The following is a 25,139-nucleotide window of genomic DNA, read 5'->3' as shown; positions in this document are numbered from 1 at the left end:
CCTTTGACGTTTCTGGGGCTTTTACATTCATGGCATTCGGTCTCCAAAACCGCAGGTTCGGGGTTCGAGTCCCTGCTACCCACCGACCCCGTCAAGTCCCTGAGATTGAAGGGTTTCCGACATTGCGGCGTGTCCGCCCAGGAGGCACGCGCCGGAAGCGGCCAGGCCCTGGAACGGCACCGAAATGCAGGGATCGGCGCACAGGGTCCCAGACTCGTTCAGGATTTGTTCCTACGTCGCAACCGCCTGCCAAGTCACGTGGCCAGGGATTTATGCCCCGCGAAGCCACGCTCCAGGGCGCCACCATTCTCATGATCATGGGCGGCAATCCTTGCGTATCGATCAGCCAATCAAAATCCGGCTTTAACCGCTCCTCGAATGATCGAGCGGCACGGGCTCGGGTTCCCAGCCAATAAGGCTCTGGTCACGAGGAGCGAAGAACGGAGCTTGGCCGCCAACCGAGGGCAAGCTTGGCCGCTTCAATGATCTTTGCGACCTCTCCACTCAGACGGTGCGCGGCAAACTCTTTCAACGGAAGCTACCATTCGGAACCTCCGCTGACGGCTTCCCTCGGGAGGAGCCGGATTTCAACGGGTTGAAGGCGGGAGAAACCGTCGAAATCGGGAGTATCCAGGGCTGTCTCCGCCAAAAAGTTCCGCCAAGCCTTTTGCCGTTTGGACGACATCTTCGAACCAACACTTGGTGACGTGATTCAGGCCTCAGACCCGAGACGCTCCAGTTGCGGCGGCTCACGGCTGGATCACCACATGCATGTCGTACAGGCCCTTCTCTGTCTTGGTGATACCGAAATCCTGGAACGGCACCTTAGCGTCCTCCATCTTGGCGATGGCCTGCTGGTAGCCCTTGACGCCGGCGGCGCGCACTACAGAGGATTTCGGGGCGAAAATGAGCCGGATGCGGCGGAAGTCGGGGGCGCCGAAGAACTCCTTGCCCCCCTTGCTAAGGCCGTCCAGCTTCGCGATGGCGTCCCGGGCGCGCTTCTCGGCCTGTGGCCCACTGCGGATGCTCTCCGGGTTGGTGAAATCGAGGTCGACACTGTTGATCCCGAACAGGACGGGGATGGAATCGGACATGTTGGGCCCTCCGGAGATGGAGCCCACGCCGTTGGTCTTGTCGGTGAGCGCGTCGACGGACAAGCCGTTGATCTGCGTCTCGACCCGACTGATGCCCTCCTCGGTGAAGGAGACGGTCACGGTGCCCTTGGCACCATTGCCGCCGAGGCCGGCGGCGAAGCCGCCCTCGACTAGATCGAAGCAGACGTCCGCGAGGCTGCATTCCTCCGCGCCCTTAAGCGCCAGGACATCGTCGCGCAGCATGTTGCGCCTCAGGGGGCCGAGGATCACCGCATCCTTGGCCGGGGCCTTGGTGAACGAGCACTCGCCGGCGGGCTTCAGATCGCCGATCTTGACCGACGTGAGGAACTTCTCGATGTCGGTTGGCTTGCGGGCGTCCATCTCCGTCCAGCCCTCGATGGTCTTTGACCGAGAGAGCATCACATCAGCCTCGCGGGCGAGGTTGGCCAGGCCTTGCCCAGGCTCCTGCGGGAAGGAAAGGATGCGCGTACCCTTCTGTCCCTGGTTGAACAGGTAGCCGTAGCGATAGCCGCCCTTGCCCTTGAGCTGCACGAGGTACAGGTCATCCTCAATGCGCTTGAAGGTGTACTCCTCGCCGTTGCGCTTGTAGACGGTGCCGCCAGCCGCGTCCTTCTCGGGCTTGGTGAAGTCCAAGGCGTAGTTCTTGCCGTCCAGTGTGCAGACGGCATTGTCGCCCCAGGGCATGGCGTCGCCCTTCTGGACCACCGGGTCGCTGGTCATGTAGCAGCCCGAGAGCGCCACGCTGGCTGCCAGAACGGTGCCGAGGCCGAAGAGATGCTTGTAAGAACGTGCCATGGGTTTCACTACTTGTCGTAGCGCTGGGCGCACCAGCGGTAGGTTGTCTGGGTCTTACCGTCGCAGACGGCGGGATGGGTCACGATGAAGGTCTGGCGGTCCGGGATCGTCAGGTCGAGCGGCGGCGGGTCCTTTGGATTGCCAGCCACGAAGGCGATGTGAACGACGAAGCCGACCTGGCAAACTTGAGGGAAGTCATCTAGGTCCTGGGAAAGGCAAAGAAGGAACAGGCAGCCTAGCCTTAGGGCCAGGCGCCTTGGTCAGGTGGCGATTCGATCAGTCGAACATCTTGTACGCGCACCAGCGGTAGTCGGTGGTACCGTCCTCGGTCTTGAGCGTGAAGGATTTCTTGTCCTTGACCGTGACGACGTACGGCATCTTGTAGCGGTCCTCGGAGCCGTCATCCGCGCAGCTCGCGGTGAAGGAGTACACATTGGCCTCAGTCTTGAGGCCCGTGATCTTACACTCGGTGCGGGAGCTGTTCAGGGCATCGCCCCAGAAAGACCGCGCGGTGGCGTTGCTGCGTTGCTTGCACGGGATCTCGGCTTCCTCGTAGATGCCGCGGCTCTAGCGGGATGAGGTTTTTGGACTTGCCCTGCGCGAGCGCCGGGGCGGCGCAGAGGACGAGGGTGACAGCGAGTGTGGTGTGCTTGAGGTGGTTCATCATTGCCTTTGGCCCGGATCTAATCTGGCGCCACTGGATAGAACCGTTTTCGTTATTTTAGGGTTGATTGCGGCTCATTCTGCTGCTCGCCGCATGTCTGACGTTTGCACCGGCGGGCCGAGGACATTGGCTGACGGGCAGCTTATGACCGAGGCATACGCTCAACATGGATTAAGATATTCTCTGAGCTACCACTCTTGGCTCAGATTCTCATGCCAAATGCTGGTTGCCGAGAGCAGCACCGGGGTGCTACACAGGACGGGCATGGGGTACCGCTAAATCCTTGAAAAGCCTTGGGTAACGGGAAGATCCCGGAGAGTCTCCCCCTCTCCGCCACTTTATTGAATCAGAAGAGTAACTTAGCTGCTTCGACTTCCGCTGCTGAACTGGCGTGCGAGCTGCTGTTTCTTGGATAAAGTGTGACGGTCACAATCGCGGCACTCATCCTCTAACCTGATTCAGCCCAGCTATTCCCCTAGCCGGATAACGCTGCTTCTGCCGTGCAGGCTCTGAAGACATGAGAGAGCTTCCTGTCTCCGGTTGGGTCAGAGTGCCGTTAGTGCTCCTCGGGCTCCAGGCCCACCCTTCCGTTGACCAGCAAGGTCACTGCGAGTAGTGTTCTCTATCCGTTCTCAATTGCAGGCTTGCACCCGCTTTGGTCTGTAAGCCGCAATAGTATTGTTCGATTGTAGGTTATGATCGCCCAATCATCCTCGCGCACGCTGTTCTTCTTCGAGAAGCCTTCGGCCATGCGCCAACTGCAGCGGTTCTTCAAATCACCCAGCACAGTCTGTGTCTCGGCTGAGGGCCACCTCTTAGCTGCCGAGGAGCCCGGCAATGTTCGGGATGAATGGAAGTCTTGGCGCCTTGATACCCTGCCGATCGTGCTCGATCGTATCCCTGTTACATATGGCACTAATCGCTCCGGCCAGTCGCACAAGCCAAAAATCGAGGCGATCAAGCAAGCTCTTCAGGGCGTGGAGCGGGTCATCATTGCCACCGACCCAGGCCGGGAGGGCTCGATGATTGCCTGGGAGGTGCTCGAACATCTTGGCTATCGAGGTCGGGTAGATCGCCTCAAGCTCGGTGCCCTTGACGAGGTCTCGATCCGGCGGGCCTTTGCGGCCATGGCCAAGGAGCCCGACTCGGGTGAACGCGACTATGCCGCGTATCTGGAGGCCCTGTGCCGCCAATATGAGGACTACCACCTGGGGCTCAACGGCACGCGCGCCATCTCTTTAAGGCTCCGGCCACCAGCTTTCCGACAGCCCTGGCGCTTCGGTGGCGTGCAGACTCCGACGCTCGCGATCCTGGCTGATCTCGAGAAGCGCATCCGTGATTTCGTCCCGCAAGATTATTTCAAGATTGCTCTGACTGTCGCGACAGATGGCCGAGCTGAGATCACCCTCTGGCACGCACCAAAGGACAAAATCCTCGACAAACAGGTGGCCGAGACGATTCAGCAGGCAGCCGCTTCCTGGTCCGGTCCGCTTGGTGTCGAGCAGAAGGATGTGCGCCGGGCACCCCCTCGCCTGTTCTCAAAAGACACCCTCGCCCGTCGCTGCGCCAAGCGGTTCGGCTGGGATCCTCAGCACACGGCGAAGCTGGCACAGGAGCTCTACGATCAGGGCTACCTGACCTATCCTCGCACTGAGTCCGAGCACCTGCCCGAGAGTCAGACAGGCGATGCCAGTGCTGTGATCGCGAGTGTTGTCGGGAGACTGACTGATCTTGCCAGCCTCGTGCCAGCCGCCAGCAACCTCGTGTTCCGCAAGGGCAACAAGGGTCATTACGTCAAAGATCCAGGCGAGCACCACGCCATTGTGCCGCTGCGTAAGGTGCCGCAGCCAGGCAGCATTAGCGGAGAGCATCTCCGCCTCTGGGAGCTGGTCGCCAAGAGCTTTCTAGCAGCACACCTGGCGGACGGTATCGACGCTCGCACCACAGTCGCTGTGCAGGTCCCAACACAACTTGGTCCGAAGCGCTTCTCGGTCAGCGGCAGCGTGATCAAGTCGCCTGGCTGGCGGGCGGTGTATGGAGCCGAGGCTGACGAGGAGAACGAGGCTGTCCCAGGCAAGGCCAAGCCGGACGAAGAGCCCACTACCGGACGTCTCCCGCTGATCCGCGACAACGAGCCTGGAAAGGCAACCAACGCTCGGATCGAGACAGCGAAAACTGAACCACCACGCCGGATCACCCGCGGCGAGTTACCCGTCGTCATGGGTCGCCTCGTCGATCAGGTGGAAGACCCCAAACTCAAAGCGGCTCTCGAGAACCCGGCCAACCCAAATGAGCCCAAGGGCCTCGGGACTGCCGCAACCCGCGACACGATCCTGCCGAAGCTGCATAAGAGCCAGTATGTTGAGTTGCTGAAGGGTAATACCCGCTCATGGAATTCCTGACGCAGTGAGATACGGGTAGGCCGTCAATGTTGTGAGACGGCCTGTCTCGTCGAGGAGCCGGTTCCAGGCGCGGCAGACCGCGTCCAACACGGCTTCATAATCGTCGAGCATCCGATGCGAGAGATAGCGCTCACGCAGGTAGAGCCAGACCCGCTCCACCGGGTTCAGCTGGGGTGACGCCGGCGGCAAAGGCAACAGCGTGATCGTCTCTGGCACGTGCAAGGCCCGCGCGTCGTGCCAGCCAGCCTGATCCAGCACGAGCACTGCATGTACGCCGGGTTCGAGCTGCCGGGCAAACTGCTCCAGAAAGATCGTCATCGCGTCGGCATTCACCCGCGGCAGAGCCAACGCGAAGGTCTCATCCGTGCCGGGACGGCAGGCGGCAAACAGGTACAAGCTCTCGAAGCGCTGATCGACCACGCCGGGCGGACGTACCCCACGCTCGTACCAAACGCGGGTGGTCCGGCCCTTCTGGCCAAAGCGCGCTTCGTCCTGGCACCAGAGCTGAAGACGCGCCTCAGGATGCTCTGCCGCGACGGCCTGCAGCGCTGAGGGCAGCTCCTTTTTTGAACGCCGCCTGGGCGGCCGGATTGCCTTTCGGGTGCGAGGGCCGGGTCTTCTGCCGTGACAGGTCCAGCCGCTTGAGCAGGCACGAGAGCCCCCACTCACTGTAGCTCACGCCATACGTCCGCTCGACGTACTCGCACAGATCGACCAGACGCCAGGCGCTCACCCCATCGCGCTCGGGCTCCGGCCCGTGCAGGATGTGGGCCTTGAGAGCGGCCTGCTGACCAGGGCTGAGCTGCTCCGGGCGACCGGAACGATGGCGGTCATGCAGACCGTCCGGTCCCTCGGCATTGAAGCGCAGGATGGCATCGTGCAGAGCCTGACGTTCCATGCCGGCCAGGCGGGCGGCCTCCGTTCGGGTCATGCCCTCAAGCGCATTGGCAATGGCCAGCAACCGCAGGCTGGCCCGGGTGTCCCTCTCACGAGCAGCCCGTTGGCGTAAGTCGGATGGTGAGTAGTCCTGGCGGATCCGGAGGGCAGCCATGCTGATCCCCTCAACAACGCCCCCGCTCCGCAGTGAATCACGTCAGGCGCCCCGACGCAAATCCGAGTCAGCAATTCCCTGGCTGGGTATAAGGACCCGCCGATCCAGGTGACGGAAGTTGGTCTCGCATTCATTGCAGCTGTCCGCTGTGTTTTTCCTAGCTATGGCGACCCGGTTGGCCGGGCGATGTTCGAGGCGGATCTGGCTGAGATCGGGCGTGCATCCACGCGAACTGAGGCGATCGGCAGAGCCACAGCCTATCAGGAGCGAACCCGAAGCCGTGTAAGGGAGCTGATCACGACGATCGGACAGTCGGGCGCTGTTGCTCTTGATCCATCGTATCTCCCAACGCCTTCCGCAGCGGATGGGAAGCCCCCAACAAAGGCGATGATTGCTTTCGCGACATCTATTGCTGCCCAGCGTGGCCTGAAGCTCCCCCGCGGGCTCAAAAGCAATAGTGCAATCTGTCGAGCCTTCCTTGACCAGCATGCCCCGCAACGATCATCTGGGCCTGCAAAGGACGCTCCGCAGGCGGGGCCGCGTCCTCCGAGTGAAGCAATGGTGCGCTATGCTCAGTCGCTTGCCGAGCAACAGGGGATTGAGTGTCCACCAGCAGTGTTAGCTGACTTTGCCGCTTGTCGAACTTTTCTCGATGAGCACTCGTCAAATGCACAGCGTCCTCACGAAAAGAACCGGACTGTCGCTCCCAAAGGCCGACTTCCTGCTGTCCGGACGGGCAGTGCTAGTGATGGTCATAAGCGGGTATCTGCGCCTGCAAGAAGACCTGCAGATAGAAGAACTGAGGCCCCTCGTCGCCGCACACGAGCACGCACTTTAGCTTCCGGCAGAGACGAATAACCAAATTTTCTGACGGCGCTTACGGACCTGCCGCTCCGATTCATGCATCACAGCCGCTCTGCACGACAATGCTTGGAGGGAGCATCGCGCCCTTGACATGCAGATTCTCTGGCCAGACAGTCGCTCATTGGTCCCAGCCCAGCTTTTATCGAGGGCACTGCTATGACGATCGACATTGACCAGCTGACCGAGGCCGAGCTGATCGATCTCAACCACCGTATCGTCGAGCGCCTTCGCTTTCTCGACCAGATGCGCGCCCATGTGGAGATGCTGGAGTTCAAGATTGGTGACCGAGTCAGTTTCCATCCTCCCGGCCAGGGTCAACTTGAGGGCATGCTGACGCGCTACAACAAGAAGACTGTGACGGTGATCACTGACACTGGGCAGAGGTGGAACGTCTCGCCCGCCGTCCTCAGCAGGTCCAAGCCGGCTAAGAGCACTAACACGGCTGGATCCAACGTGGTCCTGCTGAACAAGCGCTGACGCGATCACTGCCTCAGGCGCGGTCGGACGAAGAACGGTAGTGACCTGGTCTCACAGCCCGTGTAGTGCGGCGCACCTGTCCGTCCAATCTTCGCCTGTATGATCGCCTATAGAGAATTCACGACACAAACGAAAAGGCCCCGGAGTAGTCCGAGGCCTTTCCAGTAGGATGGTGGGAGCAGGACTTAGAAGTCCATGCCTCCCATGCCGCCGCCCATGCCACCACCTGGCATAGCCGGAGCAGATTCCTTCTTCGGCGCGTCGGCAACCATGGCCTCCGTGGTGACCAGGAGACCAGCGACCGACGCTGCATTCTGCAGAGCCGTGCGGACGACCTTGGCCGGATCGACAATGCCAGCCTGCAGCAAATCCACGAATTCTTCCGTCTGAGCGTTGAAGCCGAAGGTGTCGGAGGAGGTGTTGTCGTTGATCTTGCCGACCACCGTGGAGCCTTCAACGCCGGCGTTCTCAGCGATCTGGCGGATCGGAGCCTCAAGCGCGCGCAGCACGATGTTGATGCCGGACTTCACGTCCGGGTTGTCGCTGGAGAGCTTGGCAACCGCAGCCTTGGCGCGCAGGAGGGCCGTGCCGCCGCCGGGGACGATGCCTTCTTCCACCGCAGCGCGGGTGGCATGCATCGCGTCGTCGACGCGGTCCTTCTTTTCCTTCACCTCGATTTCTGTCGAGCCGCCGACGCGGATCACCGCGACGCCGCCTGCGAGCTTGGCCAGACGCTCCTGGAGCTTCTCACGGTCGTAGTCCGAGGTGGTCTCCTCGATCTGTGCCTTGATCTGCTGAACCCGGGCCTCGATGTCCTGCGTAGACCCAGCACCATCAATGATCGTGGTGTTCTCCTTCTCGATGCGGACGCGCTTGGCGCGGCCGAGCATGTCGAGGGTGACGGTCTCGAGCTTGATGCCGAGGTCTTCAGAGATCGTCTGACCGGCGGTCAGGATCGCGATGTCCTCGAGCATGGCCTTGCGACGATCACCGAAGCCCGGAGCCTTCACGGCGGCGATCTTCAGGCCGCCACGCAGCTTGTTGACCACGAGGGTGGCGAGCGCCTCACCCTCGATGTCTTCCGCCACAATCAGCAGCGGCTTGCTGGTCTGCACCACGGCCTCGAGGATCGGCAGCAGTGACTGCAACGACGAGAGCTTCTTCTCGTGGATGAGGATGTAGGGATCCTCAAGCTCAGCGATCATCTTCTCGGCATTGGTGATGAAGTAGGGAGACAGGTAGCCGCGGTCGAACTGCATGCCTTCGACCACATCGAGCTCGGTCTCGGCAGTCTTGGCTTCCTCGACGGTAATGACACCCTCGTTGCCGACCTTCTGCATCGCCTGAGCAATCATCTCACCGATGGAGGCATCGCCATTGGCCGAGATGGTGCCGACCTGGGCGATCTCCTCGGACGAGGCGACTTTCTTGGCGCGAGCCTGGATGTCCTTGACGGCTTCCGCTACGGCCAAATCGATGCCGCGCTTGAGGTCCATCGGGTTCATGCCGGCGGCAACCGACTTGGCGCCCTCGCGCACGATGGCCTGGGCCAGGACCGTCGCGGTGGTGGTGCCGTCTCCCGCTACATCGCTCGCCTTCGAGGCGACCTCGCGCACCATCTGGGCGCCCATGTTCTCGAACTTGTCGGAGAGCTCGATCTCCTTGGCGACGGTGACGCCGTCTTTGGTAATCCTTGGAGCCCCGAAGCTCTTTTCCAGCACCACATTGCGGCCCTTGGGGCCGAGGGTGACCTTCACAGCATTGGCGAGGATGTCGACGCCGCGCAGCATCTTCTCGCGGGCATCAGAGGAGAATTTGACGTCTTTGGCAGCCATGATCTGAAATCCTGTTGCGTTGATCTTGTGAGGGTTGAGGCTGTCTTAGGCGGCCTTCTGCGCTTCGGCGGACTGCTCGATCACGCCCATGATGTCGGATTCCTTCATGATCAGGAGATCCTGACCATCGATCCGCACTTCGGTGCCGGACCACTTGCCGAACAAGACGCGGTCGCCGGCTTTCACGTCGAGGGCGGCAACCTTGCCGTTCTCGTCACGGGCGCCGGGGCCGACGGCGACGACTTCGCCCTCCTGCGGCTTTTCCTTGGCAGTATCGGGAATAATAATGCCGCCGGCCGTCTTCTCTTCGGCTTCAATGCGGCGGACGACTACGCGGTCATGTAATGGGCGAAAGGTCATGGGTGTGCCTCCTTGTTCTCGGAATTGGGGGCACTCGTCTGCGCCGAGCAGCACGATTAGCACTCGACGCATGAGAGTGCTAGAACGAAGTGATAGCCCAGGGTTTTTGGTGAGGCAAGGTCATCCCTTAGTGGATAAGCTGAGCTTGGGGCGAACAGCAGCCTAGTAGACGCGTTGACCCTCAATGGCGGCTGACCAACCGCCTTTGCAGCGAGGTTCAGCCGTGTTGAGTTTCGAAAGCGTCGAAGAGGTCTGCGAGAGCAAGAGCCTCACCCTTGTCGTTCATCCCGCCATTCGTCGGGCTGTGAAGGGCTACGAGGAAAGCTTCTACATTGGGTTGCGCTGTTTTCTAAAGGGCGAAACAGGCGGGCTTTACTTTTTGCCTCTAGAGAGCGGCGGTTATGAGCGGCTGCAATTTTCACGGCGTCGCTCCTCGGGTGGGCACCCAATCTTACGAGTGGATCCAGTTGCGGCTGAGGGGCTCCAGCGGATCAAGGGAAACTGAACATCATACGCTTCAGCAGCTACGTTGAGGGCAACTTCCCGGTATAAACATCACTTTGCGGCAGTCGGCATATGAGAGACCGCGCGCTGTATTACCAGGGCTAGGATGCCGGCCCTGTTGATCGGCAATCGAGGCAGGACCTGCGATACGGTGTCTGAGCGCCCACGCGCGCCCCCTGATCAGGGAGCAGACCGCCGCATGACTCGAGCGAGACGTTGCGAGAATGCCTTGGCATCAGCCGGGAGTTCTCCATCCAGGATGCGCGCCTCATCCAAGAGCGGATGTGCAACGTCGTCACATAGGCTCTGCTCCTCATCATCGAGCCTTGCCAAGGCAATGATTAGGTCATGGCGCGGATTGATTTCGAGAATAGGCTTAGCGGCTGATGGCAATTGCCCCGCTCTCGCCAGCAAACGCTCCAGCTGGCGATCCATGCCACTTTCAGGTGCAACCAGGCAAACAGCGCTTTCGGTGAGCCGGTCGGAAGCACGGACATCGGAGACTACCTCGCCGAGCGCTGCCTTGAGACCGGCAATGAATGGTTCTGTTGCAAACGCGCAGCAAGGATGAGGAGGGAACAGGTGCCTCGTCGTGCGCCTATAGGGCGAGCAGGTCAAACTGCTCGGCGAGAGATCGCTGCGAACGGCAGGCATACTTCGCCTGTCCTTTTCGCATCATGTGGATCATCTCAATACCGCCCAGGATCGCTCGAGCGGACGTCATCGACTTAAATCCGAGCATCGGTCGAACCCGGCATTTGATAGCACGATGGTTCTGCTCGATGCGATTATTCAGGTAGGCACTTCTTCGGATCCGGATCGGCTTCAACTGACGTCCTGATCCGTCCTGGAGCCGGCTTTCCGCATCGCAGGCCAGGATCGCCTCGCGGTTGGTCTGGCTGCCGTCGATCACAATCCGCTCAGGTCGTCCATGCCGCTTGAGTGCCTTGCGCAGGAACCGCTTGGCAGCAATCAGGTTGCGCCGCTCGCTGAAGCAGAATTCCCCGGTGTTACCATTGCTGTCGATGGCGCGGTACAAATACATCCAACGCCCACGGATTTTGATAAACGTTTCATCCACATGCCATCTGCCGGTGACCGGGCGCTTGCGCCGATTGAATTGCTCGAGCAGGAGCGGAGCATAGTGAACGGTCCAGCGATAAATGGTCGTGTGATCAACGGAGATGCCGCGTTCCGCCATCATCTCCTTGAGATCGCGCAGGCTCAATCACAACAGCTTGATTGCACTCTCAGGCTGGACAAGGTCTCTAAGACATACTCCTAAAGATGTCGAAGCTCTACTATGTAGTATGTGAACGCACAGTTGTATCTGATAAACTCTGATAAGGCGGCTCGCAGGTGATCGAATGACGAGATCCACGCTTAGTCTTCGTGACGCGACCGACGACGACATCCCTTTCGCGTGGAAACTTTACTCTGATCACTGCCGTCCCGTGCTTACCCCGTTCCTTGGTGGACATTGGGATGAAGTACAAGAGCAGCAGAAGTTTCGTACCATTTGGCGCCCAGAGATGACAAAGGTCATCCAGTTCGGTTCATCTTGCGTCGGATGGTTATCTACTAGGACGGCCCGAGCAGAGGTGATTCTGGAGAACTTATACATTGCTAAGCGATTTAGAGGGCGGGGAATCGGTTCAACAATACTACGTGAAATCATCGACATCGCAGCATCAAACGGCAGGTCTGTCCAGTTGGAAGCCCTTAAAGAAACTGCAGCAGTTGAGTTTTACAAAAAGTTGGGCTTCGAAAGAATTGGCGTTACAGAGATGACAGTTGAGATGAAATATCAATTTTCAACTAAACTGATGGGAGGACACAGCAATGTTCCACAAGTCAATAGAGGAGATTTTTGAACTCACCGACGTAGAAGTTGAAACCGTTCGCAGGGCGGCGCTAGTTAGGCGACTGAGGTTCGACCCCGAAAAACGCTTATACACTCGCGATCAACTTCGCGGATACGGTGTTGTTCGAGAGGCATACACATCGGACGAACTTAGGGAGTTAGGCTACAGCGACCGAGTTGTAACCAGCCATGACTCGGCCGCTGAAGAGGCAAAGATCCGTTTACGTGTCGATACTCCGTTTGCTGCTGGAATAATGAAATGGCAGCTACCAATCGACATGCGAGAAGTGCGAGTGCTTCAAGTAATTTTTCCCGCTGCTTCGACCGTAACCCCTCACGTGCACCACGAAAATGAGCCAGGAGATCCGGGGGGCAGCCTTCGTATCGTGACGAAGGGGTACATAAAATACAGAAATGAAGTATTTGGCCCAGGAGATTGGTTTTACGTTCCGAACGGCGTTTCGTACAGCTTCAACACAGACCCAACTGGGGAAACGCATGTTATGTACCTGTACCGGTTTTTCGCCGGCAAAGATGGCAACCGGTTCTCGCATCCCTCCGCAGTGAATCACGGAGACAGCATGGAAACTGTTGCGGACGGCTGTGCGGTGCTGCAGCACGAAGAGCAAGTTTAGCAACAGCAAGAAAAACACAGTATCTCTTCAATGGAGAGACAACATGTTTATGAACCGGATTGTTATGCTTCTGTGGAAAAATTTCGGCCACTGCCAGAATTGTATGCGACAGGCGTTTAGACTGACATTTCTCTGGTGGGCGGCAACAGCCATTAGCTTTGTACTGCCGTTTCCAAATGTCTTTTTGGCTTGCATTGCGGCCTCAGTTCTATTTACGTCATTATGGGTAACACATGTCATTGTTTTCGCGCTGAAGACGGCCTCTTACGCCGTCGACGATAAAGTGCATCCTCGGAGCGGTCTCTCTCGGCGCGAGCTGGGGAAAGCCTTAGTTCTGTCCTTCGGCTTTGCAGGCGCTACTAATTTTGGAACCACGTTTACCTTCGCCGCCGATCTTCCCGGTGGTGGTAGGGCCGGCCTTCCCGGCAGGGGCAGGTATGAACTGACAAGTTGCTGCCGCAATCCGAGTGGCGTTTGCCGCTGTGGCTCCGCAGCTGGTTATCGCAGCGATTGCAGCACGCCTTGCGGCGTATCCCTAACCGAGGTTCGCAATCTTGTGCGGCTTGCTTCGATGCCTACCTTTACAGTCAGCGGACAGCTCATCCACGTGCGCACGAGAGCACCTTTGAGCGGAGAAACCGTCCGTTTAGTGCTGCCTGGCGGGGAGTCACTCTCCACTGTCACTGATCAGCAGGGGAGATTCAGGATTGGTGTAGGGGCGCGCTCAACTCGCAATTTGGTGGATGTCGGAAGATTGCCATCTGTGGCATCGGAAGAGCGAGAAACGGGAGAACCTCCTGAATTCTATTTCTTTCTCCGCAGCGCATAGCCAGCGGAGATAAAGACTTTAGGACGGGCAAAGCATACGAACGAGTAATCACCTCTTGGTTCGATGGCTGAAAACAACCTGAATGCCGGCGACCTTCGACGCTAGTCCGAGGCTCTAAATTTCAGGAGCATGGCGGCAGAGTAGGCAAGTTCTCTCCTGGGCATCAGTCCCAAGTGATGCGTCCACTACACGAGTGGCAGAGAAATTTCCCGCAAAGGGGAGCCCGGAGCGCCGTCAAATTGAATGGGTCGTAGAGCGGGTCAAAACGAACGTTTAGAGTTGTCACAAGCACAAAATGAGAAGCTGAGCAGATTTTGACCTGCCCCTGAGATTTCCCTCCAACTGGAGTTAGAGTCCGGCCCATCATTGAACCGCTCCCGGATTTTGGACCACCTGCGGTTAGAGTTTTCCGGCGTTGATCAGGGTGACGGGCTGGCTGCGTCACCCGATTTCGTCAGCACAATCGGGGACTTGTTCCCGATGGCACCATGGGGCCGTTCCTCGTTGTAGTATCGACGCCAATCCTCCAGCTTTTCGCGAGCATCCGCAAGCGAAAGGAACCAATGCTGGTTCAGGCACTCCGCCCGGAACCGGCCGTTGAACGCCTCGATGAAGGCATTGTCGGTCGGTTTGCCCGGACGGGAGAAGTCGAGCGTGACGCCCTTCTGGTACGCCCACAGATCCAGATCCCGCGACACGAACTCCGAGCCCTGATCCACCCGGATGGTCTTGGGATAGCCGATCTGCCCGCAGACCCGCTCCAGGGTAGCGACCACGTCTTCGCCGCGGTAGCTGAAGCGCGGGTCCAGGGCCGGCACGTAGCGCGAGAAGGTGTCGAGCACGGTCAGCACCCGGATCTTCTTGCCGGTGGCCAGCTGGTCATGCACGAAGTCCATCGCCCAGACGTCGTTGGGCCCCACGGCCACCTGGCGGTCGTCCCGCAGTTTGGCCTTCACCCGCCGCTTGGGTGTTTTGTTGCGCAGCTGCATGCCCAGCTCCCGGTAGATGCGATAGGTCCGCTTGATGTTCGTGCCCCAGCCTTCCCGCTCCAGCAGGACGTGAACACGGCGATAGCCATAGCGCACTCGCGTCTGACAGATGTCACGAATGCGCTCCTTGAGACCGGCCTGCTCGGTGCGGCGGGATTTGTAGTGGTGGGTGGAGCGGTCAAACCGAAGAGCCGCACAGGCTCTGCGGATCGACACCGCCCACTCCCGGCACATCCCGGCCACGAGCTCGCGCTGGCGAGCAGGCCTTAAAGCTTTCGCTTGATGACATCCTGCAGCATCTCGCGGTCGAGCGTCAGATCCGCGACGATCTTCTTGAGACGGGCGTTCTCGTCCTCGAGCTGCTTCAGGCGCTTCATCTCGGACGGCAGCAGCCCGTCATACTTCTTCTTCCAGTTGAAGTAGGTCGCCTGGCTGATCCCGGCCTTGCGGCAGATCTCCGCTACGGGCGTTCCATCCGTGCCCTGCTTAAGGATGAACGCCTTCTGGGCGTCCGTGAACCGTGCTGCCTTCATGGGTCTTCCGCTCCTTCCCAGCCAGGGAAAATACCGCGGAAAACTCTAACCCAAACTGGTCCAGTTTTTAGGGATCAGATCATCATAAGGACGGACCATGAAGCGTTCACGGTTTACGGAAGAACAGATCATCGGGATCCTGCGGGAGCAGGAGGCCGGGGCAAAGGCGGCCGACTTGTGCCGCAAGCACGGCATGTCGGAAGCCACCTTGTATAACTGGAAGGCCAAGTACGGCGGCATGGAAGTCTCGGATGCCCGGCGCCTCAAGGCGCTGGAGGACGAGAACGCCAGACTGAAGAAGCTGCTGGCCGAGGCGATGCTCGATGCCTCGGCTCTGCGCGATCTCCTCTCAAAAAAGTGGTAGGGCCCGCCGCGAAGCGCGAAGCCGTCGTGCACCTGCAGGCCAGCTTCGGCCTGTCGGAGCGGCGGGCCTGTACCCTGATCGGGGCTGACCGGAGCACGATCCGATACCGCTCATGCCGGCCGGACGATGCCGTCTTGCGCGGCCGCCTGCGTGACCTGGCGCGGGAACGGCGTCGGTTTGGCTATCGGCGGCTGTTCGTGCTGCTTCGGCGTGAGGGCGAGACGGCGGGGCTCAACCGGATCTACCGCCTCTACCGCGAGGAGGGTCTGAGCGTGCGCAAACGTCAGGCACGTCGGCGGGCGGTCGGCACGCGAGCGCCCATTCTGGTGGAGGCGAAGGCCAATGCGCGCTGGTCGCTGGACTTTGTCCATGACCAGTTCGCGAACGGCCGGCGCTTTCGCATTCTGAACGTCGTCGATGACGTGACACGGGAGTGCCTGGCGGCGATCCCCGACACCTCGATCTCAGGCAAGCGGGTTGCCCGGGAGCTGACAACCCTGATCGAGCGACGTGGCAAGCCGGGGATGATTGTTTCCGATAACGGCACCGAACTCACCTCGAATGCCATCCTCACCTGGTGCACCGAGCACCGGATCGAGTGGCATTACATTGCCCCAGGCAAGCCGATGCAGAACGGCTACATCGAGTCGTTCAACGGCCGCATGCGCGATGAGCTGTTGAACGAGAGCCTGTTCTTCGGACTGGATCATGCCCGCGAGCTGATCGCGGCCTGGGTCGAGGATTACAACACGGAGAGACCCCACTCTTCCCTGGGCTATCAGACACCGAAAGCGTTCTCCCACGCCCTACGAACCGCAAGGGACCATCGCGCTGCGCAACGGACAGGCTCCGCGCGCTGGCCCCTTGCTCCTGTCGCGCCACACGGCGTATCACCTGTCGAGGCTCTAAACGCCACTGGATGAAGCTTCGGTGGCAGGTCATCACTCACTTAGAGCGAAGCAAAGCGCCTTATTCCTCCACCTAGATGGTCCGGCTAATGGTGAATTAACAGTTTACGACTTCGGACGTTTCAGGGCGGCGAGATACTCTCTGAGAGCTGGAACCGCTTTGCACTCTGCTGAATGATTTTCCTCAAGAGGCTTTCTTTGCTCTTCGAGATTGCGAACTGCTTTCCAGCAGTCCTCCTGCAACAGGAGCCGCCAACAAAAGCCCAATGTCCCCAACCCATGCAACCTTTCCAAAAACTCATCACAGCCCCAGATGGAGGGGAGTGCCCCCGTTTCTTGTTGTAGCCCTGGTCCGCGCCTAGATCGTCTTTCGTGACGCCGAAGGCGGCTTAAAAGCCCTTAGCCGCGACCCTTTGAAGGTGCGGGTACTTCGCTTCCGAGTACCCACTAGCATACATGCCGCCTGATGCGAGGGCCGCTCCGACAACAAGGAGCAGACCGAGGGCAACCGCCCATCCCTGCCTCCGATGGTTCCAGAGGCTAAGGACAACCGGGACCATGCACATGCAGAACAGGATGAACCCGAACATGAAGAACGCATGGAGGTTTGGCGAGTGATAGACCGGCCCGAGACCATAGGTCTGCTGCGGCGATGGCGGCTCTCCGAGGAAGAACTGAGCTAGGAACGTGAACACGCTGCTGCCTCCAAAGATGCGGGGAGGATCACCCACCCCTTCCCTCGATGTGGCTCAGGTCCGCGCCTGGATCATTACCGGATGGCCGAGACGTCGTAGGCGGCTCGGTGAGCGAAGCGAGTAGAGCCAGATAGGCCGAAGGCCGTAGCGCCCTCTCCTACCTTCCTCAGTGAAATCACTTACTTTGAGTTTTGTCGATTAAACTCTTCGAACTCGGGCTGTTTCTTTCCGCAGTGGCGCTTGGCGGCGTGGCCACTTCTGTCTCTTCCGGCTGGCTCACACGCCGGCCGGATCTCGGTAAGGTTCAACTCGCCGCAGCTTTCTGTTGGAGGGCTGCCTTGCTCGGAGCCGGGCTTACAGGGGAGTTGTGGAGCATCCTCGCCGTCCTGGCGATCGCAGGTGCCGCGGATACGATTGCGGTCATAGCCAGAAGCGCGCTCATTCAAATAGCCACACCCGATGAGTACCGGGGGCGTCTAAGCTCTGTTGAGCATGTTGCAGGACTTGCCGGCCCCGAAATTGGAAACTTTCGGGCAGGCTTTATGGCGACGTATCTGCCTCCGGCCGCTGTGCTGGTCATCGGGGGGCGTCCTGCGTTCTGGCTATCACATCAATCGCGCTCGCAAATCCCGAGCTGCGGCGCTTTTCGACGGCTCGCGAGCTTTGACGCCCTTGTTGGGCACACAGGAATGGTCCGAGCTTATACTACCGTCATCAGATAAATTTGATCTGGACGTCCAGCCGAAAGGGCTGGTCCTGCGGCCGTTCAGCGAGAATGCCTTGAGTTCCAAATCCTTAGGCTACTTGCACAGGCTATGATCGCGATACCGCACCCGAGATAGAGGCCAGCCTCTGTGGCCGCAGGAATGAGGGTCGGTAGAAGAAAGATCAGTCCGCCACAGGCACTCGTGATGAGGGTCGTGAACGCCTGGACCCGACCCATCATTGCATTGTCTACCACTAGAAGCAGGTAGGCATTGGCCAGCGCTCGCGCGAGGCTCCACAAGATGCCGGCCAGGGCATAGACAATGGTGGCCCCCCAGTCTGCCGTCGCGAAGGAGAAGGCAACCAAGGCGAGCCCGGCTGCGGCCAGCACCGCCAGGGTACGCTCCTGGAGCAACCGGGCGATCCGTTCGGTCGAAGCCACCATCACCGACACCGCACCGGCAATAGCCGCCGTCATCTCCAGCGTTCCGAACAGTGCGCTGCCGCCATGGAGGCTGTCGGCCACGAAACCAGGCAGCAGCAGGTTGGTGACCTGCACAACCGCGTACGCCATGCCCACGGTGATCGCAGCGATCATGCACTGAGGGTACTCTGCCAGATACCGGAATGCCTTGAGGTTGGCCGCCACCAGGCCCTGCTGCGCGGACGTCCCAGGGGCAATGGTCGTTGCCGGCACGTACCGCAGCAGCGGGATGCAAGCACTGCCGATGACTGCGAAGCTGATGGCGGTGGCGCTGGCCCCGATCTGGTGAATGGCAAGCCCCGCGATTCCTGTTCCGAGGGCAATCCCGACCTGTCGGGCAACGGATAGCCGGAGCACGAAGCTGGTCCGACGCTCTGCGGGGATGAGATCCTGAAGGATGCCGCTCAACGATCCCGACAGGACGGCGAATCCGAACGACCCCATGACCGCCGCTGCCACCAGCGCAACCGCCGCTGGGATTTCCGGCAGAACCGCCGCGGCGGCGGTGACGGCCATGCCCAGCGACCGGAGGGCCTGTCCAACCATCGCCAGCCGGTTCCGGTTGCCGCGATCGGTAAGGTGGCCTGCAAGCGGTGCCAGCACCACGCCGGACAGGCTCGAGGCCAGAAGAACCCACCCGACCAGTGGTGAGCCACCCGCCTCGAAGGCGACCCACGCCGGCAGCACGATCCCGATTCCCACCAAGGTGAATGATAGGAACGTGAACAGGACGTAGGCACACACGGCATTCAAAGGTCGCATACAGTCTCCTACCCAGTTGAAACGACGGCGTGCTCTCGGGGGCGAGGCAATCCAATGGAGCATCGTCTGCGAGGCGTGGAACCGATCTTGAATATTCAACTCAACCTTTTCAGCGGCATGGCGAAAGTACCAAGCCATCCGCTGCCGTCTTCGACAATCACAGCGTGACGGGGCTCCCATAGGCGAGCGTTGACGCACCAAACTCCTTCTTCAACGTTTGCATCAGCCTGACCCACTGATACCGGCAGCCCGGATCTTGATCAGCCGGCTGGCTGCGACAGCGGCCAACAGGCCGATGAAGGGGGCTTATCGGCAATTTGTGCCCTATACGTCGATCTTGTAGCCCAAATCGATCTCACTCGCCGGAACCCCTTGAAGACCCCAATTGACCGAGTCCACCTCGATCAGAATTGTCTTGATATCGCCCGCCGGTATGCCCAATGGCTCGAGCTCCTCGACCAAGGCAGCGTAAAGGCGTCTCTTGGCTTCGACCGACCGACCTGAGAACAACGTGACTTCGATAAGCAGATAGGAAGGCCCCTTCTCAGGAGGCGCAAGCATCGCATCGTCGTCATACTCGGTGAGACGGATGCACCGATCATTATCAGGGATGAGAAGGCCGGTTTGCAAAGCCCGTTGAACAGCTTCAACAAGCTCGCCCCGACGATTTCCAAGCCATCCCCGGCGCGTTCCAATTCGTGTCGCTGGCATCTGTTGTGGCACCTACGGCAAATTGCTTCGTCCTGCCGATGATCGTGCAGCAGGCGACTTGTTGGCTAGAGCGGATTTCGTGATCTGACCTATCAAGTTTCTTGAAAGCCCGTCTTATCCGATGGAGTACCTCAGGCCGATCCACAAAGGCGCTTGCCCGAAATTCACCCTCAGCCAGTGGTTACGTGTGGGGCTGCTGATCGATGAGAGAAAGCCTTTGGACGATGGCCCCTGCTGGCAGGATCGTCCCGGGTGCAAGAACCGCATTGGCTCCGATCCGACAGGCATCCCCAACAATGGCGCCGAACTTCACGGCGCCCGTTTCAATCACTGTCCCCTCGTAGAGGATCCTGATGGCGGGGTCAGGAAGCTCATTGCGATGGTTAGCAATGATGGAGCCAGCCTCGAGGTTCACGTCCGTCCCGAGGATGCTGTCCCCGACAAAATTGAAATGGGCCAGCCGCGACCCGGCGAACAGGAATGAGGATTTGAGCTCAGCGCCGGGGCCGATGATGCAGTTCCGGTCCAGCCAGCACCCACCGCGCACCAACGATCCGGCGGCCAGGAAGCAGCCAGGGCCGATGATCGCCGGCCCCTTTAGTGTCGCGCCATTCTCAATGGTTGCAGTACGATGGACCGCGATGTTTCCGGACAACTCATACTCTGCATCAAGGCCGGGTAGGAGTTGCTCGACGGCTTGAACGGCCTGTGCCGTCAACTCCCAAGGCATCCACGAAAAGAAGGCTGCAAGGGGTGATGTGGCATAATTTGCGATATGGTCAGCAACGACACGCATCCGCAGTTCCATCCATCGGGTTATCCGAAATCGAGAACGCCTGGGTCAGCCCTTCAGCTCTCTGAGGAAGTGCTGCGCTCGTCGTTTCGAAGTATGGGGTAGACTTAGAACCGCCAGATGAAGTTACCCTTGAGGGCATGCTCCTGCGCCCGCTCACCGATCTGGCCCACATAGGCGGCGCCGAGCGTCATGTCGGGAGTAATCTGCCAGTCGAGCCCGGCCTCCGCCACCAGCGCATTGCGGTCGATCGGCGTGCCCGCCACCGCGAAGGCCGACGCACCGCCGCTGAAGGCGAGCAAAGCCTCGGGCTCAACGTCGCCATAGGCATGGCGCCAGCCGATGAGACCGCGCACGATCAGCGGAACCGTGTCGCTCAGGCGGGCCTCGGCCCGGACGCCCAGCGTCGTGGTGGCCAGATCCTGATCCCGGGCGGAGCCGGTGAGCGCTGCGGGCCCGCCCTCCTCCTGGAAGGCGTCGGTGTGCAGCCGCAACACCGAGGCTCCAACGAACGGCTCCAGCTGCACCGGGCCTAGGCCCATCCGGTAGCCCACCTCGCCAAAGGCCTGCGCGGTCCAGCCATCATAAGAGGCCCTGACCTGATCGCTGAAGCCGGGAAACTGCACCTGACGCTGGGCGTCGATGTCATGGCCGGCATAGGAGGCGCCGACGCGCAGAGTGACGTTGCCCCAGGAGCCTGAGCCGTAGAGTGCGCCGAACACCGTCTCGTTCGAGCCGGAGGAGAGCCGGCCGTCGATGTCGAAGGTGGTGCGGGTGAAGCCGCCGGCCAGGCCGAGCCGGAAGGCCTCCGCCACCTGCGCGTCGGCGCCGAGGATGAACCCACCGGTGGAGCTGTCGAGGCCCGCGGCATTGCCGTTGCCGCCGATCTTGCCCCAGGAGCCGAAGCCCTCGCCCCACAGGGCAAAGCGACGGGGATCGAACGCGGGCACCACTGCCACAGGCTGCAAGGTCGCTCCTGGCGCATCGGCCGCGTAAGCGGCCGTGTAGGAGTCCTGCACGAAGGTGGGCAGGCGGGAGGTCAGCGGCTGGCGCAGGCGGGTGAGGATGCTGTTCTGCACCTGTGCGGCATCGCCATAGGCCACGGAGGCTGCCGAGGCATGCGCCTCACCCGAGAGCGCATCAAACGCCTGCCGAGCGCCAGCGACACTGGCGCCGAGCACGGTGTTGTAGAGCCGGTGGCCGGGCCGCAGGGCCTCGATGGCGTCGGCGGTACGGTACTGGTTCTTCGTCACCGCCACCGAATGAAAGGCCAGCGGGGTCGGCGGAAGCGGCGGGGTTGGCGTGGTTGGTGGGGGTGGGTTCGGGTCGGTCTTGCGCACCATGGTCAGGGTCACCGCGTTGGTGGCATAGCCCAGCGTCGGCGAGATGAAGGCGAACTCCGTGCTCTGGGTGCCGGCGAACTGCCCGCTCACGCCGCCCTGTGCGGTCACGATGGTGTAGGGCGAATTCTCAAGGAAATTGATGCCCTGATCGGGCAGGATCATCACCGTGCCGCCGGACAGCGTCGCGGTGCCGGTGGCGGCGAGGCGATCGCTTTGACCGGCACCGTTGATCTCCACCGCAAAGACCGAGCCGGGGGCAAACGAGACATTGCCGTTGACGGACAGCGTGCCGATCGAGTTGCCCGGCGCCACCGTGCCGCCGCTCTGCACGGCGAGGCCAGCAATGGTGCCGGAGCCGCCGAGCGTGCCGCCGGCCACCGTGACCGGCGAGGCGGTAAGGGAGCCGTTCACCGCCAAGTGCCCGGCTTCTACGTAGGTTGGGCCCGACAAGGTGCTGATGCCGGTCAGGTCCAGGTGGCCCGAACCGGACTTGGTCAGACGTCCCGTGCCAGCGATGGCGTTGGCAAGAGTGGCATCTGTCGCCTGGTCTAGCACCAGGGCAGCGTTGTTGGTGATAAGACCGGAGCCAAAGCTCGCAGCAGTCCCGATCAGTGTGCCGGCGCTGACGGCCGTGCCGCCCTTATACGTGTTCTGACCTGACAAGTTGAGCGTGCCGGTGCCCAGCTTGGTCAGGGAGCCGACGCCATCAATCGCGCCGGAGAACGTGACTGTATGAGCATCGGTATCCAGAATACCACCTCCCAGCCCAAGAGTGATGCCGCGCCCCGAGCCGAGATCCTCCAGCGCCCGCAACGTTGCGCCAGCTTCGATGGCCAGCCTTCCGGAGGCATGGCCCAGATTGTCATCCGAGCCAATGCCCAGCGTGCCTGCTGCGAGCCAAGTGCCGCCCTGATAGGTGTTGACGCCAGACAGGATGAGCGTGCCGGCGCCGCCTTTGGCCAGCTGCCCCGTGCCGCTGATCGGAGTGGCGATGGTGGCGGTGCGGCCGCTTTCCACCCGCACGTCGCCACGCGCTCCTGCAATGGTCAGGGCTCCGCCTGCGCCGGGCACGATTCTGAAGCCATCCGCCTCGAAGCGCAGGGCGGAGAAGTTCTGAGTGCTCCCCACTGTCACCGTTCCGCCGCCACCGCGGAACACGGCTGTATCCCCCTCCCATTGGGTGAGGAGGCTGCCGTTCGGATTGCTCCAGCCGGAGCTGGTCCAGAGACCCGATCCCTGGGACCAGTATTGCTGGCCCATCGCATCGATCAGGTTCAGCGTCACCTTGCCCGAACTGGTGTCGAGGACGAAATTCGACCGCTTGTAGCCAATGGGGGCTGAGGTGATGACCAGGGGAGCGCTGGTAAGCATGCCGCCATAGTGGAAGAGATCATAGCTCGTTGCCCCTGACAGATCTGAATTCTCGCCGACGGTGAGATAGCCATTCAAGGTCAGACCGCGCGCGATGTCGAAAAGCGGATCGTTGCTGCCGGAGCTGAGTTCCACCTTAAGAGTGGCAGCGGAGTTCAGAGCCACACTGCCGATGCCGAGGGTTCGACCGCTCGCGCCGGACAAGGTCGCGCCATCTGCCACGGTCACGTCGCCCTCGAGGCTGCCCGATCCGGTGAGGGTAGCGCCCGACTGCACTTGGATAGTGCTGCTCGCCAGCGAGCCATCCACCATGAGCGTACCGCCCGCCACGGTGGTCGCCCCCACGTGGGTGTTTGTTGCGGTGAGGGTCAGACGGCCAAGTCCGCTCTTCGTCAGCGTGCCCGCCCCTGAGATCGCGCCCGCGAAGCTGACATTGTCAGAGTGATCGAAAGCAAGCGCTCCGGCATTGCTCACGACCGGGGTTGCAAGCCTGCCGGCTTGCCCGCCCGTGCCGACCCGGAGCGTGCTACCTTGGCCGATTGAGACTGTGCCGGCGCTGACCTCGCCGCCAGCCTCGACGGAGAGATCACCCCTACCCTCGTAGCCAACAAACAGATCGTCGGTATTCGTCCATCTGGAGGTGTTCCCGCTGACCGTTGCCGTGCCCAAAGAGCCCGCAAAGCGGCCCAGATAGCCGATCTGGCTCGAGACATTGCCACCATCCGCCACCGTCAGGTGGCCTTGTCCACTCAAGCCGACGAAGAACTCATCGGGACTTGTCCATCGGGATCCGGCACCGGTGACTGTTGCCAGCCCTTGCGATCCGGCCCTCGCCCCAATGAAAGCACCACTGCTGGCGACATGTCCGCCGTCTTCAATCAGGAGGGTGCCATTGCCATCGAAACCGACGCCAAGGGGGGTGATGATATTCCATGCGGAGCCATTCCCGCTGACCGTCGCGGTGCCGGAAGAGCTGCCCCCCTGGGCGATTGTGCCGAACGTGGTGCTAACGGTACCACCGTCTGCGATGGTCAGAATGCCGGTGCCCTTCTCGCCGACGACAAAAGTTCTGTCGTTGGTCCATGTCGAGCCAGTGCCACGCACCGTCACGGTGCCGGATATCCCGCTTTCCTGTCCCAGAGAAACAGTGTCCGTGGTGAGCGCGCCGCGGTTCGCAATTGTCAGATCGCCGGTGCTTTGCGAGCCCACGACAAGTGAATTAGTGTTCCAGGTAGAACCTAAGCCGTTGAGCGTTACAGTGCCTTTCCCCCCCTCGCTCGCACCGATCATAGCGGTTCCCGAAGAAACGGTGCTGCCGTTTTGAATGGCTAACTGGCCGATCCCAAGATAACCGACATAGAGCTCGCTGCTGTCCCATCTGGTGCCTGTGCCGTTCACCACTATGGTGCCGAACCCTGTCGAGAAGAGGCCGACAAAGCTACGATCGCTATGGACGACACCGCCATTCTCGATGTTCAGGGTGCCCACACCCTCCATCCCGACCTGGAGCCAAGTGTTGGTCCAGGACGATCCAGCACCGCGGACTGTCGCCGTTCCGGACGAGCCCTGACGGCGGCCGAGTATCCCCTCACCACTGTCGACGGATCCACCATTCTCGATGAGAACCGTGCCAGTGCCAGACCATCCGATACGGAGCTCGCCGCCAACTGACCAAGAGGGCACCGATCCAGAGAAGTTTGGATCGACGTCACCTGACACTGATACACTTTGTGCTTGGGCCCAGTTCATCCAGCCATTGCCGGAGAGTGCCAGAAGAAGAGCTGCCGTCGAGACGGGACCTAGTATTGGGGAGCGGAAAAGCACCTTGAGGCCTCCAATTAATGCCGGCATGCTGCCGATACGTACTGAACTTCCATATCGTGATCGGCCCGCTAGCTGCGTGAGGCGGCACGGAGCGAACGGTGTCAGGTAGTGGGAGGAGCTAGCCGAATCAGGTCATGCATTGCGAATCTCAGTGGGCCGATGGCGGGTCGTTGCAGGAGCACAGGTACTTGCGCGAACAACGTTAGTCGCCTCGTCCGGTTTATCGATCGAAACCGGTGCCTTCTACAGTCCAAACTTTGCA

The 25,139-nt window shown here is 60.6% G+C and carries 19 protein-coding genes and 3 pseudogenes; 7 read left to right on the top strand and 15 right to left on the bottom strand.

Going from position 1 to position 25,139, the window contains the following annotated elements:
* Window positions 1–749: 749 nt before the first annotated feature.
* The 3 genes from U0023_RS32645 to U0023_RS32635 form a co-directional block, all read right to left on the bottom strand.
* Window positions 750–1,910 carry a hypothetical protein gene (locus U0023_RS32645; protein WP_009489859.1) on the bottom strand — a complete coding sequence of 387 codons (1,161 nt, stop codon included), beginning with the start codon at window positions 1,908–1,910 and terminating at the stop codon, window positions 750–752.
* Window positions 1,911–1,918: 8 nt separating this feature from the next.
* Window positions 1,919–2,059 carry a hypothetical protein gene (locus U0023_RS32640; protein ID WP_154660949.1) on the bottom strand — a complete coding sequence of 47 codons (141 nt, stop codon included), beginning with the start codon at window positions 2,057–2,059 and terminating at the stop codon, window positions 1,919–1,921.
* A gap of 127 nt (window positions 2,060–2,186) precedes the next feature.
* Window positions 2,187–2,342, bottom strand: coding sequence for a hypothetical protein (locus U0023_RS32635; protein ID WP_009489861.1), 156 nt, complete (start codon window positions 2,340–2,342; stop codon window positions 2,187–2,189).
* A 927-nt stretch (window positions 2,343–3,269) separates the two neighbouring features.
* Between U0023_RS32635 and U0023_RS32630 the strand changes: the two are divergent.
* A pseudogene (locus U0023_RS32630) lies at window positions 3,270–4,952 on the top strand (type IA DNA topoisomerase); the annotation flags it as partial.
* 9 nt (window positions 4,953–4,961) lie between these two features.
* Here U0023_RS32630 and U0023_RS32625 read toward each other — a convergent pair.
* Both U0023_RS32625 and U0023_RS32620 read right to left on the bottom strand, forming a co-directional pair.
* Window positions 4,962–5,522, bottom strand: coding sequence for an IS630 family transposase (locus U0023_RS32625; RefSeq protein WP_083861334.1), 561 nt, complete (start codon window positions 5,520–5,522; stop codon window positions 4,962–4,964).
* Window positions 5,494–6,027: a winged helix-turn-helix domain-containing protein gene (locus U0023_RS32620; protein ID WP_009489870.1), complete on the bottom strand. Its 534-nt coding sequence runs from the start codon at window positions 6,025–6,027 to the stop codon at window positions 5,494–5,496. The genes U0023_RS32625 and U0023_RS32620 overlap by 29 nt, the downstream gene beginning before the upstream one ends.
* A gap of 1,020 nt (window positions 6,028–7,047) precedes the next feature.
* On the opposite strand from U0023_RS32620, the gene U0023_RS32615 reads away from it, so the two are divergent.
* Entirely contained in the window at window positions 7,048–7,368 is a 321-nt protein-coding gene (locus U0023_RS32615; RefSeq protein WP_009489874.1) for a hypothetical protein, read from the top strand.
* Between the two features lie 185 nt (window positions 7,369–7,553).
* On the opposite strand, the gene groL is transcribed toward U0023_RS32615, so the two are convergent.
* Window positions 7,554–9,203 carry a chaperonin GroEL gene (gene groL, locus U0023_RS32610; RefSeq protein ID WP_009489876.1) on the bottom strand — a complete coding sequence of 550 codons (1,650 nt, stop codon included), beginning with the start codon at window positions 9,201–9,203 and terminating at the stop codon, window positions 7,554–7,556.
* Between the two features lie 45 nt (window positions 9,204–9,248).
* The gene (gene groES, locus U0023_RS32605) at window positions 9,249–9,563 is read right to left on the bottom strand and encodes a co-chaperone GroES (protein WP_009489878.1); all 315 of its coding nucleotides are present in this window, start codon (window positions 9,561–9,563) and stop codon (window positions 9,249–9,251) included.
* Between the two features lie 223 nt (window positions 9,564–9,786).
* On the opposite strand from groES, the gene U0023_RS32600 reads away from it, so the two are divergent.
* Window positions 9,787–10,068, top strand: a complete 282-nt coding sequence (locus U0023_RS32600) for a hypothetical protein (RefSeq protein WP_009489880.1) — start codon at window positions 9,787–9,789, stop codon at window positions 10,066–10,068.
* Window positions 10,069–10,247: 179 nt separating this feature from the next.
* Here the strand turns inward: U0023_RS32600 and U0023_RS32595 are convergent.
* Together U0023_RS32595 and U0023_RS32590 are read right to left on the bottom strand one after the other, a co-directional pair.
* Window positions 10,248–10,607: pseudogene (locus U0023_RS32595) on the bottom strand (molecular chaperone HtpG); the annotation flags it as partial.
* 58 nt (window positions 10,608–10,665) lie between these two features.
* A pseudogene (locus tag U0023_RS32590) lies at window positions 10,666–11,295 on the bottom strand (IS6 family transposase); the annotation flags it as partial.
* 139 nt (window positions 11,296–11,434) lie between these two features.
* On the opposite strand from U0023_RS32590, the gene U0023_RS32585 reads away from it, so the two are divergent.
* Genes U0023_RS32585 through U0023_RS32575 form a run of 3 tightly spaced genes read left to right on the top strand, consistent with a single transcriptional unit; the run spans window position 11,435 to window position 13,395 of the window.
* The gene (locus U0023_RS32585) at window positions 11,435–11,941 is read left to right on the top strand and encodes a GNAT family N-acetyltransferase (protein WP_083861314.1); all 507 of its coding nucleotides are present in this window, start codon (window positions 11,435–11,437) and stop codon (window positions 11,939–11,941) included.
* On the top strand, window positions 11,910–12,566 hold the full coding sequence (locus U0023_RS32580) for a hypothetical protein (protein WP_009489884.1): 657 nt from the start codon (window positions 11,910–11,912) through the stop codon (window positions 12,564–12,566). The genes U0023_RS32585 and U0023_RS32580 overlap by 32 nt, the downstream gene beginning before the upstream one ends.
* Before the next feature lie 43 nt (window positions 12,567–12,609).
* Entirely contained in the window at window positions 12,610–13,395 is a 786-nt protein-coding gene (locus U0023_RS32575; RefSeq protein ID WP_009489887.1) for a Protein of unknown function (DUF3624), read from the top strand.
* A gap of 419 nt (window positions 13,396–13,814) precedes the next feature.
* Here the strand turns inward: U0023_RS32575 and U0023_RS32570 are convergent.
* Window positions 13,815–14,917 (bottom strand): IS3 family transposase gene (locus tag U0023_RS32570; RefSeq protein ID WP_085985140.1). Its coding sequence is split into 2 segments (ribosomal slippage): window positions 13,815–14,656 and window positions 14,656–14,917, totalling 1,104 coding nucleotides; the frame shifts between segments, so codons are not numbered across the junction.
* Window positions 14,918–15,014: 97 nt separating this feature from the next.
* Here U0023_RS32570 and U0023_RS32565 point away from each other — a divergent pair.
* A protein-coding gene (locus tag U0023_RS32565; RefSeq protein ID WP_407667448.1) for an IS3 family transposase occupies window positions 15,015–16,204 on the top strand; the annotation gives its coding sequence in 2 pieces (ribosomal slippage) (window positions 15,015–15,267 and window positions 15,267–16,204; 1,191 coding nt in all).
* A gap of 374 nt (window positions 16,205–16,578) precedes the next feature.
* Here the strand turns inward: U0023_RS32565 and U0023_RS32560 are convergent.
* From U0023_RS32560 to U0023_RS32540, 5 genes are all read right to left on the bottom strand, one after another.
* The gene (locus U0023_RS32560) at window positions 16,579–16,884 is read right to left on the bottom strand and encodes a hypothetical protein (RefSeq protein WP_009489897.1); all 306 of its coding nucleotides are present in this window, start codon (window positions 16,882–16,884) and stop codon (window positions 16,579–16,581) included.
* 766 nt (window positions 16,885–17,650) lie between these two features.
* A complete protein-coding gene (locus U0023_RS32555) occupies window positions 17,651–18,973 on the bottom strand; it encodes an MFS transporter (protein ID WP_245272880.1) in 1,323 nt (440 codons plus the stop codon).
* A 186-nt stretch (window positions 18,974–19,159) separates the two neighbouring features.
* Window positions 19,160–19,546 carry a tautomerase family protein gene (locus U0023_RS32550; protein WP_009489901.1) on the bottom strand — a complete coding sequence of 129 codons (387 nt, stop codon included), beginning with the start codon at window positions 19,544–19,546 and terminating at the stop codon, window positions 19,160–19,162.
* Between the two features lie 181 nt (window positions 19,547–19,727).
* The gene (locus tag U0023_RS32545; protein ID WP_083861315.1) at window positions 19,728–20,354 is read right to left on the bottom strand and encodes an LbetaH domain-containing protein; all 627 of its coding nucleotides are present in this window, start codon (window positions 20,352–20,354) and stop codon (window positions 19,728–19,730) included.
* Window positions 20,355–20,446: 92 nt separating this feature from the next.
* The gene (locus tag U0023_RS32540; protein WP_322883871.1) at window positions 20,447–24,904 is read right to left on the bottom strand and encodes an autotransporter domain-containing protein; all 4,458 of its coding nucleotides are present in this window, start codon (window positions 24,902–24,904) and stop codon (window positions 20,447–20,449) included.
* Window positions 24,905–25,139 lie beyond the last annotated feature (235 nt).

It is taken from the genome of Microvirga lotononidis, from assembly GCF_034627025.1.
In the GTDB taxonomy this organism is placed as follows: Bacteria; Pseudomonadota; Alphaproteobacteria; order Rhizobiales; family Beijerinckiaceae; genus Microvirga; species Microvirga lotononidis.
Note: the sequence above shows the minus strand (reverse complement) of the source record. Positions and strands in the feature narration are given on the sequence as shown.